15 protein-coding genes are annotated in these 14,556 nt (G+C 63.5%); 5 read left to right on the plus strand and 10 right to left on the minus strand.

The annotated features are described in order from the left end of the window. Positions 1-38: 38 nt before the first annotated feature. From creC to rloA2, 3 genes are read right to left on the minus strand one after another with little or no spacing between them, the layout of a single operon-like run. Positions 39-1,478, minus strand: coding sequence for a two-component system sensor histidine kinase CreC (creC, locus tag JFU04_RS27095; protein WP_201146021.1), 1,440 nt, complete (start codon positions 1,476-1,478; stop codon positions 39-41). Then, complete coding sequence (gene creB, locus JFU04_RS27100) at positions 1,478-2,146, minus strand: two-component system response regulator CreB (protein ID WP_201146022.1); 669 nt, start codon at positions 2,144-2,146, stop codon at positions 1,478-1,480. Before creB ends, creC begins: the two co-directional genes overlap by 1 nt. 8 nt (positions 2,147-2,154) lie before the next feature. Next, a complete protein-coding gene (gene rloA2, locus JFU04_RS27105; protein ID WP_201146023.1) occupies positions 2,155-2,655 on the minus strand; it encodes a retropepsin-like aspartic peptidase RloA2 in 501 nt (166 codons plus the stop codon). 173 nt (positions 2,656-2,828) lie between these two features. Between rloA2 and JFU04_RS27110 the strand changes: the two genes are divergently transcribed. Further along, positions 2,829-3,716 (plus strand): acyltransferase, encoded by an 888-nt coding sequence (locus JFU04_RS27110; protein WP_201146024.1) that lies wholly within the window; start codon positions 2,829-2,831, stop codon positions 3,714-3,716. On the opposite strand, the gene JFU04_RS27115 is transcribed toward JFU04_RS27110, so the two are convergent. Continuing rightward, the gene (locus JFU04_RS27115; protein WP_201146025.1) at positions 3,713-4,285 is read right to left on the minus strand and encodes a DUF2780 domain-containing protein; all 573 of its coding nucleotides are present in this window, start codon (positions 4,283-4,285) and stop codon (positions 3,713-3,715) included. The two genes, JFU04_RS27110 and JFU04_RS27115, sit on opposite strands and share 4 nt — an antisense overlap. A 127-nt stretch (positions 4,286-4,412) precedes the next feature. Here JFU04_RS27115 and JFU04_RS27120 point away from each other — a divergent pair, with 127 nt between their 5' ends. The 4 genes from JFU04_RS27120 to JFU04_RS27135 all read left to right on the plus strand — a co-directional run bounded on the left by JFU04_RS27120 (position 4,413) and on the right by JFU04_RS27135 (position 6,810). Beyond that, the gene (locus JFU04_RS27120; RefSeq protein WP_371920610.1) at positions 4,413-5,057 is read left to right on the plus strand and encodes an RNA polymerase sigma factor; all 645 of its coding nucleotides are present in this window, start codon (positions 4,413-4,415) and stop codon (positions 5,055-5,057) included. Next, entirely contained in the window at positions 5,054-5,731 is a 678-nt protein-coding gene (locus JFU04_RS27125; protein ID WP_065904756.1) for an anti-sigma factor, read from the plus strand. The genes JFU04_RS27120 and JFU04_RS27125 overlap by 4 nt, the downstream gene beginning before the upstream one ends. 76 nt (positions 5,732-5,807) lie before the next feature. Next, positions 5,808-6,266, plus strand: a complete 459-nt coding sequence (locus tag JFU04_RS27130) for an anti-sigma factor (protein ID WP_201146026.1) — start codon at positions 5,808-5,810, stop codon at positions 6,264-6,266. Between the two features lie 139 nt (positions 6,267-6,405). Next, positions 6,406-6,810: a DUF3757 domain-containing protein gene (locus JFU04_RS27135; protein ID WP_201146027.1), complete on the plus strand. Its 405-nt coding sequence runs from the start codon at positions 6,406-6,408 to the stop codon at positions 6,808-6,810. A gap of 29 nt (positions 6,811-6,839) precedes the next feature. Here JFU04_RS27135 and fdhA read toward each other — a convergent pair whose 3' ends face one another. The 6 genes from fdhA to JFU04_RS27165 form a co-directional block, all read right to left on the minus strand. Next, on the minus strand, positions 6,840-8,039 hold the full coding sequence (fdhA, locus tag JFU04_RS27140; RefSeq protein ID WP_034116135.1) for a formaldehyde dehydrogenase, glutathione-independent: 1,200 nt from the start codon (positions 8,037-8,039) through the stop codon (positions 6,840-6,842). A gap of 178 nt (positions 8,040-8,217) precedes the next feature. Further along, positions 8,218-9,075 carry a formyltetrahydrofolate deformylase gene (purU, locus tag JFU04_RS27145; protein WP_201146028.1) on the minus strand — a complete coding sequence of 286 codons (858 nt, stop codon included), beginning with the start codon at positions 9,073-9,075 and terminating at the stop codon, positions 8,218-8,220. 125 nt (positions 9,076-9,200) lie between these two features. Beyond that, positions 9,201-9,833, minus strand: a complete 633-nt coding sequence (locus tag JFU04_RS27150) for a sarcosine oxidase subunit gamma (protein WP_065904762.1) — start codon at positions 9,831-9,833, stop codon at positions 9,201-9,203. Between the two features lie 132 nt (positions 9,834-9,965). After that, complete coding sequence (locus JFU04_RS27155; protein WP_201146029.1) at positions 9,966-12,983, minus strand: sarcosine oxidase subunit alpha; 3,018 nt, start codon at positions 12,981-12,983, stop codon at positions 9,966-9,968. Further along, positions 12,980-13,282 (minus strand): sarcosine oxidase subunit delta, encoded by a 303-nt coding sequence (locus tag JFU04_RS27160; RefSeq protein WP_065904766.1) that lies wholly within the window; start codon positions 13,280-13,282, stop codon positions 12,980-12,982. Before JFU04_RS27160 ends, JFU04_RS27155 begins: the two co-directional genes overlap by 4 nt. A 15-nt stretch (positions 13,283-13,297) precedes the next feature. After that, positions 13,298-14,548: a sarcosine oxidase subunit beta gene (locus tag JFU04_RS27165; protein ID WP_003209185.1), complete on the minus strand. Its 1,251-nt coding sequence runs from the start codon at positions 14,546-14,548 to the stop codon at positions 13,298-13,300. Positions 14,549-14,556: the final 8 nt, after the last annotated feature.

A 14,556-nucleotide genomic window follows, 5' to 3' on the forward strand; every position in this document is an offset into this window, starting at 1 on the left:
TTTTGATGGGCAGAGCATGAGCCGCGCGTGTGGGGGATTTATGTGGGCAATGTGGAGACTGTGTGGAGATGCAGCACCACCTGGACGCCACCCGGCACATTGCCGATCTGCAACGCGCCGCCGTGCAGCTTCATCACTTCCTCGACAAAGTTGAGGCCCAGGCCAGTGCTTTTGCGCCCGCTGGCCGGGCGTGGCAAGGAGTAGAATCGCTCGCTCAGGCGCGGCAAAGCGTAGTCGGGAATCGGCGCGGCCTGGTTGAACAGGCTGACCTGCACCGCGTGGTGCTGTGTCTGCGCACCGAACCTCAAGGTGCCGCCGGACGGGGTGAAGTCCAGGGCATTCTCGAGCAGATTGCCCAGGGCCTGGCGAAGCAGAAAAGGTTCGCCGAACACCTTCACGTCGGCGCCGATCGTTTGTTCGATGTGCAGGCCGGCGCCTTCGATACGCGCGCATTGGGCCGTGAGAACCTCATCGACCAAGCCGGCCAACGGCAGGCTGACCTGTGCTTCCAGGCCCTGGCGTTGCTCCACTTGCGCCAGGTTCAGCAGGCGCTCGATCAACTGCTGCAGGCGCGCGCTCTCGCTGTCGATATTGCCGACGAAACGTTGCTGTTGCTCGCGGCTCATATCGCCCTGCAACAGCTCCGCCGCGCCGCGAATCGCGGCCAATGGGCTTTTCAATTCATGGGTCAGGGTGTGCACGTAATGCTCGACGTAGGCCTTGCCCTCCAGCTGCGTGCGCATATGCTCCACCGCGGTGGACAGCTGCTTGAGCTCGCCGCCCCGGTAGTGCGGCAACTCGGCACGCCGGCCTTCGCTGACCGCCTGCGCATAGGCCGTCAACCGGTGCAGGGCCCTGCTCAACCACCATGACAACACCGCCCCCAGCAACAGGCCGAGCACCACCAGCCCGGCGCCGTACCAGAGCAGCCGCCGCTCGGTGCGATCGACATACGGCTGCAGCGAGCTGTTGGGCTTGGCCACCGTGACCACGCCAATGATCTGGCCGTTATCGCGGATCGGCGCGCCCACGTGCATCACCGATGAGGCCGGGTCGTCCAGTTCGCTGCGGGTGGAACGCGCGCCGTATTCGCCGCGCAGGGTCAGGTACACGTCGTTCCATTTCGAGTAGTCCTGGCCCACCGCTTCTCCGCTGGAATCGAGCAGCACGGTGCCCTTGGCATCGGTCACGTAGATACGGTGGTTGACCTGGTTTTTCGGCAGGCCCCAGATGATCGCGCCCGGCTGGCGATTGCCGTAGGCCTTGAGCAGCTGCGGCCAGTGGCTCTGGCCGAGGGTGTGGTTTTTCACGTCATCACGCAGGATCTCGGCCAGCAGGTTGGCGGTGTCCACCAGGGTTTCTTCGGTGGACTGGCGCACGCCGGGGCGGATTTCCTTCATCACCGTGCTAAGCACGAAGTAGCCGGTCAGGCCGATGAACAGCGCATACACCAGGAAAATCCGCAGCCCCAGGCGCATCAGCTGTTGCCCGGGCTGTAGCTGTAGCCGAGGCCGCGATGGGTCTGGATCGGCTCGGCGTCCGCCGCAATGCCACGCAATTTGCTGCGCAGGCTCTTGATGTGGCTGTCGATATTGCGCTCGTAGCCGGCATCCGCCGCCACGCCCACCGCGTCCAGCAACTGCTCGCGGCTGAACACCCGCTCGGGTTGTTCCAGCAGGCTCTGCAGCAGGCGGAACTCGTGGCGCGTGAGGCTCAGGGGTTGGCCGCGATAACTGATCTGCATGCGCTCCAGGTCAACCTGGAACACGGCGGGGGCCACGCCAGGGCCGACCCTCTTGAGGATCGCCCGCACTCGCGCCGCCACTTCCCGCGGGCTGAACGGCTTGACCACATAATCGTCGGCGCCGATCTCCAGGCCCACCACCCGGTCGATCTCGCCATCGCGCGCACTCAGGAACATCACCGGCACTTCGCTGAAACGCCGCAATTGCTTGCAGGTTTCAAACCCGGTGATATCCGGCAGGCCGATGTCGAGGATGATCAGGTCGGCCGGTGTTTGCCGTTGATGGGCCAGCGCCTCCTGGCCAAGGCTCAGCCAGGTGGTGGTGAAGCCCTCACCTTGCAGGGCAAAGATCAGCGTGTCGGCTATCGCCGCTTCGTCTTCGACAATCAGGATGTGCGGCATGGGTTCGATCAGCAGTCCGGTTTGTCAGCGGTATAGCGACGGGCCGGGTTCACCGCTGCGCCAAACTCGCGCAGGGCCTTGGCGCCGATCAGCAACGGGTAGTTGAAGCTGCTGCGGTCGGTCAGGTTGACCTCGACGGTGCGCTTGACGTCGCCCAGGCACATTTCCAGGTCGATCACCGGACGCTTGGCCACGGTGGCTTCGTCCTTGTCGTCGTCTTCGTCGGCGCGGCTCTTGATCTTGCTGATGCGCGACACTTTGTGTTCGTAGACTTTGTTGCTGGCGTCCTTGCCGCCGAGGCGGAAGCGCACCCAATCGTCGCCGTCACGGGTGAAGGTCTCGATGTCACGGGCCGACAGCGAAGCGGTCAGCGCGCCGGTGTCCATCTTGGCCTTGAAGGTTTCGCCGATCTCCGGCAACTTGATGTATTCGTAGCGACCGTAAAGGGTCGGCTCGGCAGCCATGACGGGCAGGGCAACCAGGGCGAGCGAGGCAAGGAGCAGTTTCACGAAGTGGTTTCCTCGGAAAGAAGTAGGCGGATTCTAGACCGCAAAGGGGGCACTTAGTTAGCTGATCCGAGCATACCCGGCACATTGTGAAACATTCGTCCGGTGATTTGAGATTTGGCCTGCAGACCAAGCTCTCTTATCATGACCCGCCCACACGATCCCAAGAGTTGCTTATGCGCCGCCTGCTCACCGGCTGTTTCGTTACCCTGCTGCTGTTGCTCAACACCCTGGTGCTATTCGGGCCATTGATGGTGTTTGCCCTGCTCAAGCTGGTGGCTCCCGGACGTTTTCGCGACTACGCATCCTGGGCGGTAATGTGGATCGCCGAGACCTGGGCCGAGATCGACAAGCTTATTTTCTCGTGGTGCATCCCGACCCGCTGGGACATTCGCGGCGGCGGCGACCTGCGCGGCGACACCAGCTACCTGGTGATCAGCAACCACCAATCGTGGGTGGATATCCCCGCGCTGATCCAGGCCCTCAACCGGCGCACGCCGTTCTTCAAATTCTTCCTGAAAAAAGAGCTGATCTGGGTGCCCTTCCTCGGCCTGGCCTGGTGGGCGCTGGATTACCCGTTCATGAAGCGCTACACCAAAGCTTTCCTGGCCAAGCACCCCGAGCTGGCCGGCCAGGACCTGAAGATCACCAAAGAGGCCTGCGAGCTGTTCAAGCGCCAGCCGGTGACGGTGGTCAATTACCTGGAAGGCACGCGGTTCACCCCGGCCAAGCGCAAACAGCAGGACTCGCCGTTCGAGCGTCTGCTCAAACCCAAGGCGGGTGGCGTGGCGTTTGTATTGGCGGCGATGGGGGAACAACTGGACGCCGTGCTCGACGTTACGGTCGTCTATCCCCAGGAGAAGATCCCGGGCTTCTGGGACTTGATCTGCGGCTCGGTGCCGACGGTGATCATCGATATCCAGACCCGCGAACTGGATCCGGCGTTGTGGCAGGGCGATTACGAAAACGATCCGGTGTTTCGCCAGGCCGTCCAGAACTGGGTGAACCAGCTCTGGCTGGAGAAAGACGCGCGCATCGCCCAACTGCGCGCGGAAAACCCTTAACTGCCGGTGCCCCATGCCTGGGCCAGTTTGCCCAACACGGAGCTGCTGGCGCCCTGGCCGCCCAGGTACTGCAGGATCACCGGGGCAAACTGGCCGACCATGCCGCTGTCCATGCCCAGGGCGCTGAACGCGGTGTTCAGGTCATTGGTGTTTTTCACATTCCCCAGCAGGCCATCCAGGCCACTGGTCTTGCTGCCGCCGGTCTGGCCGAGCATCCCGCTCAAGGCCCCGAGGCTGCCCAACGCGTTGTTGCCCGACAGCTGATCCAGGCCCGGCACGCTCTTGCCCAGTTGCGAGTATTCGGTGCTGCTCAGTTGGTTCTTGGCCAGGCCGAGCATCGCGCCGGTGCCGCCGACCGCTTGCTCGGGGGTGACATTCAATTGCGAGGTCAATGCGCTCAGCAGGCCGGCCGTCTCGGACGACGGTGCGGCGGCAGCGGCTTTGTTGTTGCCCCCCTGCATGCCGGAAATGGCATTGGCCGCGTCGCCAAGGCTGAACCCTGCGGCGAACACCGGGCCGGCCGCCAGGGTCATCAGGCAGGAAAGGGCGAAACCGCGTGAAATCTTCATCGAAACAACCTCTGGATATAGGTGCGAAAGCAGGCATTTGACTGGATAGCCCGGGGGATTGTTCCCAGTGCATCCAATCCCCCGCCTGCTGCGTATAACCACCACACACCTGTTGAGGACGACGCCGGTGAATGGAACGCACGCGCAACCTGGACTACCCTCTGCCTGCCACCGCTTGCACGTGCAGTCCCACCGCCCTGTCGCCAGGGCCTGGAGAAGCCCTATTTCCACTTCCGACGCTGACCCGCTGCGGCCCCTGCTGGCCCAATGCGCCCTGGGCAACCGCCAGGCGTTCGAAACCCTCTACCGTACGGTTTCACCGCGGCTGCACGGCGTTGCCTTGCGTTTCATGGGCCGCCCGGACCTGGCTGAAGAGGTGCTTCAGGAAGCCTTCGTGCGCATCTGGTACAACGCCTCGCGCTACGAGGCCCACCTGGCGGCGCCGATGACCTGGATGGTGAACATCACCCGCAACCTGGCCATCGACCAACTGCGCAAACGCCGTGAACAACCGTTGGCAGATGGCCAACAGGACGCCCTGCTCGATGACGGCCCCAGTACCTTCGAACAGCTCGACAGCGAGCGCGAGGCGCGCGCGCTGAACCGCTGCCTCGACACGCTCGACGGCATGCAGCGCCAATCGATCACCGTGGCTTACTTCCAGGGCCTGTCGTGCTCGGAATTGGCCGACCATCTGGCCGCGCCGCTGGGTTCGGTCAAGTCCTGGATTCGTCGCGGCATGGAACGCCTGCGCAGGTGCCTTGAATCATGAACTACCAGACCACTCCCCTGCGCCGCGCCTTGGCGGGCGACTACGCCATCGGCCTGATGCCCGCTACCGCCCGCCGCCGGTTTGAGGCCCTGCTGCTCGACGACGCCGCATTACGCGTGGAACTCGGCCATTGGCAGGCGGCCCTGGCCAGCCTGACCGGGACCCTGCCCGAACGGCCGGTGCCCGATCACGTGTGGGAAGGCATCCAGGCGCGGATCGAGCCGCAGGTCCTGCACCTGCCGGCGAAGAAACCGTTGTGGCTGAACCTGCGGCTATGGGCGGCCGCCTTCGGGATTGTCATCGCGGTGCTGGTGGGCGTGCTGTACCAGCGCGACCTGGGCGTGGAATACAACGCCACACTCGTCGCTGCCAACCAGCAACCGGCGCTGCAGATCAAGGCGTTTGCCGATCACCTGCAAGTGGAGCCGCTGGCGTTGGCAGCGCTTGAGCCGACGCGCGACCTGGAATTGTGGGCCATCCAGCCCGGTGGCAAACCGATCTCGCTGGGCCTGGTGCCGACGGCAGGCAGGGGCCGGATTCAGCTGAGCCCGGCACAGCAAGCCTTGCTTGCCGCACCGCTGACCCTGGCCGTGAGCCTGGAGCCGCGCGGCGGTTCGCCCACCGGGCAGCCGACCGGACCGGTGCTGTATCAGGGCCAATTGGCATCACTTTGAGCGCCAACCGGTTCAGGAACCCATCGCGTAAACCAGGGTCCATGACAGGACTGAAAGCCCTGTCAGGACCCTCTTCATGAGCGCGACACGCCCCACTACCATCGAGCCCAAACCCCCTTTCTGGAGCCGTCCGCGCCTGTTCATCGGCGTCTGCGTGGCCGTGATCGCCGGCCTCGGCGGCGCGTTCTACACCCAGGACAACGTCAAGTCCGCCGCCACCCTGGTGACCACCACCCAGCAGCCGGCGGCGCAGGTCATGGCACACAAGGATTACCTCGAAGTCGAACCGATCGCCACGACAGCGCCCGAGCCCGATCGCAGCCTGGAACTGTGGGCCATGCCCGAAGGGGGCAAACCGGTCTCCCTGGGGCTATTGCCGGAGGACGGCAAAGGCATCATCGGCCTCAACCCGCGCCAACAGGCAAGCATCCGCCAGCCGGTGGCGTTGCTGGTGAGTTCGGAGACCAAGGGTGGCTCGTTGAGCAAACAGCCGACAGGGCCGACGGTGTATCAGGGCGCGCTGGCAGTGCGGTGAGTTGGCCTTTTGCGTGTCTCGCGATAAAAGCCCACCAGTTAATCGCGATCTGTTCTAGAAAACTGTGATTTCTCACAGTAGCCGTCGACGCAAAACCACCCGCAGCATAAAGCCTCCCGCGCGCCACAGGAGGTGGGCCATGAACAGCGCTATGTCTGCAGGTGTGTTCGTCACGATCGCACTGATGAGCCCTGCCCACGCGGCGGCAACTTCCACCTGCCCGCCGATCCAGGACATCAAGCAAACGGCAATGGCCAACGGCGGTTACCGCTACGAAACCTCACAGCCTGACGGGCTCACCTGGACAGGCGAAAACCCGCAGGCGGCGGTGTCGGACCTGACTGACTCGACCTTCCACGATGCCCGTTACGACATGAACAGCAAGGCCGTCATTTGCACCTACAAAGGCCCCATGAATAACGACGCCAGCGTTTCGGTAACGGCACCTGTCGTTGATTGGAACCTTACGCCCACCAGAGGCGAGTGGAGAGGCACCTATTGCGAAGCCCTGGACCGTTCCAGGTGTGAATTTACGCACCACTGAAAAGGGCGACTTGAAGTCGCCCTTTTTTATTACGCCGCGCTGAACAACTTGTGCGGATCGATCACAAATTTCTTCGGCACACCCGCATCGAACTCGCCGTATCCGCGCGGTGCATCATCCAGGCTGATCACCTGCACACCGACGATCTCGGCAATGTTGATACGGTCCCACATGATCGCCTGCATCAGCTGGCGGTTGTACTTCATCACCGGCGTCTGCCCGGTGTGGAAGCTGTGGGATTTGGCCCAGCCCAGGCCGAAGCGAATGCTCAGGCTGCCCATTTTCGCGGCGGCGTCGACGGCGCCCGGGTCTTCGGTCACGTAGAGGCCGGGGATACCGATCTTGCCCGCCACGCGCACCACGCCCATCAGCGAGTTGAGCACGGTGGCCGGGGCCTCCGCCTTGGCGCCTTCATGGCCGTGGCCACGGGCTTCGAAGCCTACGGCGTCGACGGCGCAGTCCACTTCCGGCTCGCCCAGCAGCGCGGCGATCTGTTCGTGCAGCGGGGTGTCCTTGGACAGGTCGGCAATCTCAAACCCCTGGGCCTTGGCGTGGGCCAGGCGGATCGGGTTGACGTCACCGATGATCACCACCGCCGCGCCCAGCAGGCGGGCCGAGGCCGCTGCAGCCAGGCCGACCGGGCCAGCGCCGGCGATGTAGACGGTGCTGCCAGGGCCGACACCGGCCGTCACGGCGCCGTGGTAACCGGTAGGCAGGATGTCGGAGAGGCAGGTCAGGTCGCGGATCTTCTCCATGGCCTTGTCGCGGTCCGGCAGTTTCAGCAGGTTAAAATCGGCGTACGGCACCAGCACGTACTCGGCCTGGCCGCCGGTCCAGTCGCCCATGTCGACATAGCCATAGGCGCCCCCCGCACGTGCCGGGTTGACGGTCAGGCAGACGCCGGTGTGTTGCTCCTTGCAGGAACGGCAGCGGCCGCACGCCACGTTGAAGGGGACGGAGACCAGGTCACCGATCTTGAGGTTTTCGACGTCGCTGCCCTTCTCGATCACTTCGCCGGTGATCTCGTGACCGAGCACCAGGCCGGTCTGGGCGGTGGTGCGGCCACGCACCATGTGTTGGTCGGAGCCGCAGATGTTGGTGGAGACCACGCGCAGGATGACGCCGTGCTCGATCTTCCTGCCACGGGGGTCCTGCATTTTGGGATAGTCGATTTTCTGTACTTCGACCTTGCCGTTGCCGAGATACACGACACCACGATTACCAGACATGCTTTCACCTCGCTGTTGTTTTTATGGAACCGCGTTGCCCAGGCAGGCAGCGCGTTTAAGTGCTCGGGTACAGATGCTGTTTTTGCGTTGTTGCTGATGGCCTCATCGCGGGCAAGCCCGGCTCCCACAGGGGAATGCATTCCAAAGGTGGGAGCTGGCTTGCCTGCGAAGGCGTCCGTCAGAGCACCACCGTGCGATTGGCGTTCAAAAACACCCGCCGCTCAATGTGGTACCCCACTGCCCGGGCCAATGTCAGGCCTTCGATATCGCGCCCCTTGGCAATCAAGTCCTCGGGATAGTGGCTGTGGTCCACCACCTCCACGCCCTGGGCGATGATCGGGCCCTCGTCCAAATCGTTGTTGATGTAATGCGCCGTGGCGCCGACCAATTTCACGCCCTTGTTGTAGGCCTGGTGATAGGGCTTGGCGCCCTTGAATCCCGGCAGCAACGAGTGATGGATATTGATCGCCTTGCCATCCAGCTTGCGGCACAGCTCCGGCGACAGCACTTGCATGTAGCGCGCAAGAATCACCAGCTCTGCCCCCGTGTCTTCCACCACTTGCCACACCTGCCGCTCCTGGGACGGTTTGTCATTGGGGTCGAGGGGGAAATGGTAGTAGGGAATCTGGTGCCAGTCGGCCAAAGGTTTGAGATCGGGGTGATTGGAGACCACCGCGACCACATCCATCGACAGCTGGCCGATGCGCTGGCGGTACAGCAGGTCATTCAGGCAGTGATCGGCCTTGGAGACCATGATCACCACTTTTGGCCGGTAGTTCGGCGCCGTCAGCTCGAAGATCATGCCAAAGGCTTCACCGCGCGTGGCCAGGCCATCGCGGAAAGCCTGCTCGTTAAAGCCGTCGGGCTGGCGGAATTCCACGCGGATAAAAAATCGGCCCGAGAGGCGGTCATCGAACGAATGGTGCTCGGTGACGTAGCACCCCTGCTCGAACAGATAGCGGGTGACCGCGTCCACCGTGCCGAGCACGCTGGGGCAGTCGGCGGTCAAAATCCATGTATCGGGTGCGCGGCTCATAGTGCATGACTCCTTGATCGTTCCCACGCTCTGCGTGGGCATGCCGCCATGGACGCTCTGCGTCCGCTCTTGGGACGCAAGGCGCCCCGGGATGCATTCCCACGCGGAGTGTGGGAACGATCATGTCAGGCTTGAACGTTGAGGCCGAATTCGGCCGAGGCATCCTGCAGCCACAACCACCAGTAGTCCGAGAAGCTGCGACGAATCACCAGCTCCCAGGTGTCTTCAGCGGTATGGCGGATCACCAGTTGCGACTTGGCGAACACCGTGCCCACCGCCTTGCCCACCGGGAAGTTGTTGGGGTGTACGTCGTAGCTGGTGGACTTCATCAGCACGTCGCGCACATTCGGGCCGCTGAGCTCGAGGATCTGCTGGCCGCCGCTGACGTTGACGATCTGGATATGCAGCTCGCCCAGCGCCTCGCGCAAACTTTTCTCGGCGGCGAACTCTTCACCGCTCGGCACGACCAGTAGCCACTCATCCGGGCCGAGCCATTGCAGGCTGGTTTCGCCGTTGACGATCACTTGCAGGGCGCCAGGCAACTCGATGCCCAGGGCCTTGTGCACGCCGGCGGCGAAGGCGGCATCGTGGCCATCGCCACGGATGGTCAGGTGGCCGAGGAGTTTCTTTTCACGCACGGTCACGCCGGCATTCTTGCGGCCCTTACCGACCAGGCTGGCGAGGTCGGCATGGTGCAGCGACGACTCGGCCTTGGCGCCGGTGGTGGGGCGTTGTTGGTAAACATTGGCTGCTGTCATAAAGCACCTGTGTTGAATTTGATCGTTCCCACGCTCTGCGTGGGAATGCCGCCATGGACGCTCTGCGTCCGCTCTTTGGGCGCAGAGCGCCCCGGGATGCATTCCCACGCGGAGCGTGGGAACGATCAGGTGTCAGATGTTCTGGCGCTCGCCTTTCGGGTCAAAGAACACCGAAGACACAATCTCCGCCTCGATCACGCTACCGTCGGCCTGCGGCGAAAACACCCGCTCGCCGATGCGCTTCAAGCCGCCCTTCACCACCGCCATCGCAAACGAATAACCCAGCGAGTTGTGCGCATAACTTGAGGTGACGTGGCCAACCATCTTCATCGGGATCGTCTGCTTCGGATCGAACACCAGTTGCGCACCTTCCGGCAGCCATACGTTCGGATCGATCGGCTTCAAGCCCACCAGTTGCTTGCGCTCTTCGCGCACGCAGGCTTCACGGTTCATCCCGCGCCAGCCGATCCAGGAGAACGGCTTGGTGCGACCGACACACCAACCCATGTTCAGGTCGTCCGGGGTCATCGAGCCATCCGTATCCTGGCCGACGATGATGAAGCCCTTCTCGGCCCGCAGCACGTGCATGGTCTCGGTGCCGTAGGGCGTGAGGTTGTACTTTTTGCCGGCCTCGACGATTTTCTCCAGCACACCCATCGCATAGTCGGCCTGCACGTTGACTTCGTACGACAGCTCACCGGTAAACGAGATGCGGAACACCCGCGCCGGCACACCGCCGACCAGGCCTTCCTTCCAGGTCATGAACGGGAAGCCGTCCTTGTCCAGGTCGATGTCGGTCACTTCACTCAACAGCTTGCGGCTGTTGGGACCAGACAGGGTCATGGTCGCCCAATGGTCGGTGACCGAAGTGAAGTAAACCTTGAGGTCTGGCCACTCGGTCTGCTGGTAGATCTCCAGCCACTGCAGCACGCGCGCGGCACCGCCGGTGGTGGTGGTCATCAGGAAGTGGTTGTCGGCGAGGCAGGCGGTGACGCCGTCGTCGAAGACCATGCCGTCTTCCTTGCACATCAGGCCGTAGCGCGCCTTGCCCACATCGAGCTTGGTCCACGCGTTGGTGTAGATGCGGTTGAGGAACTCCCGCGCGTCCGGGCCCTGGATGTCGATCTTGCCGAGGGTGGATGCATCGAGCAGGCCGACACTGTCGCGCACGGCCAGGCACTCGCGCTTCACGGCAGCGTGCAAGTCTTCACCGTTACGCGGGAAGTACCACGGGCGTTTCCACTGGCCGACGTCTTCAAACTCGGCGCCGTTTTTCACGTGCCAGGCTTGCAGCGCGGTGTAGCGTACCGGCTCGAAGATGTGCCCACAGTGGCGGCCCGCGACGGCGCCGAAGGTCACCGGCGTGTAGTTGGGACGGAACATGGTGGTGCCCATCTGCGGGATGGTCACGTTCAGCGAACGGGCGGCGATGGCCAGGCCATTGACGTTGCCCAGCTTGCCCTGGTCGGTGCCGAAGCCCAGCGCGGTGTAGCGCTTGACGTGCTCGACCGACTCGAAACCTTCGCGGGTCGCGAGTTCAATGGCCGCGGCGGTGACGTCATTCTGCAAATCCACAAATTGCTTGGGCGCCCGCGCGGTGGCTTTCTCATGGGGCACCTGGAACAACGCCAGTGTCGGCTCTTCCAGACGGCTCAAGGCTTTCGGCAAGGTGCCTTCCACCGGCGCGAAACCGGCGTCGCTGGCCGCGCGCACGCCGCCTTCAAAACCATCCGCCAGGGAATCGCCGAGGCCGTAGACGCCGTTGATACCACCGACGCACACGCGCTTCTGCGGCGCTTCGCCCGGGACGAAGCCGAGGATGTCTTCACGCCAGGTCGGCTTGCCGCCCAGGTGCGAAGCCAGGTGGACCACCGGGCTGTAGCCGCCGGAGCTGGCGACCAGGTCGCAGTCCAGCCACTCGCCGGGGCTGCTGACTTTATGCGCCTTGACGTCGATGGCCGCCACGCGGGCGCCGGTCACGTGCTTGCTGCCACGGGCCTCGATCACGGCGCTGCCGGTGAGGATGCGAATGCCTTTGGCGCGGGCCTCTTCCACCAGCGCGCCGCGTGGGTTGTGACGCGCATCGGCCACGGCGACCACTTGCAGGCCAGCGTCGAACCAGTCCAGCGCCACGCGATAGGCGTGGTCGTTGTTGGTCGACAGCACCAGCTTCTTGCCCGGCGCCACGCCGTAGCGGCGCACGTAAGTCGAGACCGCACCGGCGAGCATGTTACCCGGCACATCGTTGTTGCCGTACACCAGCGGGCGCTCGCACGCGCCGGTCGCCAGCACCACGCGCTTGGCACGCACACGGTGGATACGCTGGCGCACCTGGCCGATCGGCGCACGGTCGCCGAGGTGATCGGTAAGGCGCTCGTGAATGGTCAGGAAGTTATGGTCGTGGTAGCCGTTGACGGTCGCGCGAGGCAGCAGCACCACGTCCGGCAGGGCTTTCAACTCGGCGATGACGCTGGCAACCCACTCGGTGGCCGGCTTGCCGTCAAGGCTCTCGCGCGAATCCAGCAACGAGCCGCCGAACTCTTCCTGCTCGTCGGCGATGATCACGCGGGCACCGCTGCGCGCGGCGGCCAGTGCAGCGGCCAAACCGGCAGGGCCGGCGCCGACAATCAGCACGTCGCAGTGACGGTTCATGTTGTCGTAGGTGTCCGGGTCATTCTCGGTCGGCGAGCGGCCCAGGCCGGCAGCCTTGCGGATGTACTTCTCGTACGTCATCCAGAACGACTGCGGGTACATGAAAGTTTTGTAGTAGAAACCCGGCGGCATCAGCTTGCCGCCGACCTTGCCGAGAATGCCCATCATGTCGTTGTTGACGCTCGGCCAGCCGTTGGTGCTGGTGGCGACCAGGCCTTGGTACAGCGCCTGTTGGGTAGCGCGCACGTTGGGAATCTGGGTGGCTTCGGTGGCGCCGATCTGCAGCACCGCGTTCGGCTCTTCGGCACCGGCGGCAAAGATCCCGCGCGGGCGGGAATACTTGAAGCTGCGGCCGATGATGTCGACGCCGTTGGCCAGCAGGGCTGCGGCCAGGGTGTCGCCTTCAAAGCCTTTGTAGCTCTGGCCATTGAAGCTGAAGCTCAGCACTTTGTTCCGGTCGATCCGGCCACCGTTGGACAGGCGATTGATCTGGCTCATACCTTCTCTCCAGAAGCCTTGGCGGTGAATTGCGGCTTGGTGCCTATCTTGTAGGTTTCAAGAATTTCGTAGGTCACGGTGTCGCGGGTGGCGTTGAAATACTGGCGGCACCCGGCGGCGTGGATCCACAGCTCGTGGTGCAGGCCACGCGGGTTATCGCGAAAGAACATGTAGTCGCCCCACTCTTCGTCGGTGCAGGCGTTCGGGTCCAGCGGGCGCGGGATATGTGCCTGGCCGGACGCGTGGAATTCCTCTTCGGAGCGCAGCTCAAAGCAGTGAGGACAGAAGATATGCAACATAGGGAATTTCTCCTGTTAGTGAGCGACGGCTGCAGCGCCGTGTTCATCGATCAACGCACCGTTGTGGAAACGGTCGATGGAGAAAGGCGCTGCCAGCGGGTGCATTTCACCCTTGGCGAGGCTGGCGGCAAACACGTTGCCTGAGCCCGGCGTGGCCTTGAAGCCACCGGTGCCCCAACCGCAGTTGAAGAACATGTTCGGGACCGGGGTCTTGGAGATGATCGGGCAGGCGTCCGGCGTGGTGTCGACGATGCCGCCCCATTGGCGGTTCATGCGCACGCGCGACAGCACCGGGAACATCTCGACGATGGCCTGGATGGTGTGTTCGATCACCGGGTAAGAGCCGCGCTGGCCGTAGCCGTTGTAGCCGTCGATACCCGCGCCGATCACCAGGTCGCCCTTGTCGGACTGGCTGATATAGCCGTGCACGGCGTTGGACATGATCACGCTGTCGATGATCGGCTTGATCGGCTCCGACACCAGCGCCTGCAACGGGTGGGATTCGATCGGCAGGCGAAAGCCCGCGAGCGAAGCCATGTGCCCGGAATTACCGGCGGTGACCACGCCGACGCGCTTGGCGCCGATGAAGCCCTTGTTGGTCTCCACGCCGATGCACACGCCGTTTTCCTTGCGGAAACCGATCACTTCGGTCTGCTGGATCAAGTCCACGCCGAGTGCATCAGCGGCGCGGGCAAAGCCCCAGGCCACGGCATCGTGACGGGCCACGCCGCCGCGCCGTTGCACGGTGGCGCCCATCACCGGGTAGCGGGTATTTTTCGAGCAGTCGAGGTACGGGATCTCATCGGCCACTTGCTTGGCGTTGAGCAGTTCGCCGTCCACGCCGTTGAGGCGGTTGGCACTCACACGGCGCTCGGAATCTCGGATGTCCTGCAGGGTGTGACACAGGTTGTAGACGCCACGCTGGGAGAACATCACGTTGTAGTTCAGGTCCTGGGACAAACCTTCCCAGAGCTTCATCGCGTGTTCGTAGAGGTGCGCCGACTCGTCCCACAGGTAGTTGGAACGCACGATGGTGGTGTTGCGCGCGGTGTTACCGCCGCCCAGCCAGCCTTTCTCGACCACGGCCACGTTGGTGATGCCGTGTTCCTTGGCCAGGTAGTAGGCGGTCGCCAGGCCATGCCCGCCACCGCCGACGATGACCACGTCGTAGACCTTTTTAGGGGTCGGCGTGCGCCACATCTTCTGCCAGTTTTCGTGGTGGCTGAGTGAGTGCTTGAAGAGGCCGAAGCCCGAGTAGCGTTGCATAGTCATTA

Source organism: Pseudomonas sp. TH21, assembly GCF_016651025.1.
Taxonomy (GTDB): domain Bacteria; phylum Pseudomonadota; class Gammaproteobacteria; order Pseudomonadales; family Pseudomonadaceae; genus Aquipseudomonas; species Aquipseudomonas aylmerensis.

Excerpts from the sequence above, each read along its gene's own strand:
- JFU04_RS27165 (WP_003209185.1), bottom strand. The coding sequence starts at position 14,548 with ATGCAACGCTACTCGGGCTTCGGCCTCTTCAAGCACTCACTCAGCCAC.
- purU (WP_201146028.1), bottom strand. The coding sequence starts at position 9,075 with ATGAGCCGCGCACCCGATACATGGATTTTGACCGCCGACTGCCCCAGC.
- fdhA (WP_034116135.1), bottom strand. The coding sequence starts at position 8,039 with ATGTCTGGTAATCGTGGTGTCGTGTATCTCGGCAACGGCAAGGTCGAA.
- JFU04_RS27135 (WP_201146027.1), top strand. The coding sequence starts at position 6,406 with ATGAACAGCGCTATGTCTGCAGGTGTGTTCGTCACGATCGCACTGATG.
- JFU04_RS27150 (WP_065904762.1), bottom strand. The coding sequence starts at position 9,833 with ATGACAGCAGCCAATGTTTACCAACAACGCCCCACCACCGGCGCCAAG.
- JFU04_RS27130 (WP_201146026.1), top strand. The coding sequence starts at position 5,808 with ATGAGCGCGACACGCCCCACTACCATCGAGCCCAAACCCCCTTTCTGG.
- creC (WP_201146021.1), bottom strand. The coding sequence starts at position 1,478 with ATGCGCCTGGGGCTGCGGATTTTCCTGGTGTATGCGCTGTTCATCGGC.
- JFU04_RS27160 (WP_065904766.1), bottom strand. The coding sequence starts at position 13,282 with ATGTTGCATATCTTCTGTCCTCACTGCTTTGAGCTGCGCTCCGAAGAG.
- JFU04_RS27110 (WP_201146024.1), top strand. The coding sequence starts at position 2,829 with ATGCGCCGCCTGCTCACCGGCTGTTTCGTTACCCTGCTGCTGTTGCTC.
- JFU04_RS27155 (WP_201146029.1), bottom strand. The coding sequence starts at position 12,983 with ATGAGCCAGATCAATCGCCTGTCCAACGGTGGCCGGATCGACCGGAAC.
- JFU04_RS27125 (WP_065904756.1), top strand. The coding sequence starts at position 5,054 with ATGAACTACCAGACCACTCCCCTGCGCCGCGCCTTGGCGGGCGACTAC.
- JFU04_RS27115 (WP_201146025.1), bottom strand. The coding sequence starts at position 4,285 with ATGAAGATTTCACGCGGTTTCGCCCTTTCCTGCCTGATGACCCTGGCG.
- creB (WP_201146022.1), bottom strand. The coding sequence starts at position 2,146 with ATGCCGCACATCCTGATTGTCGAAGACGAAGCGGCGATAGCCGACACG.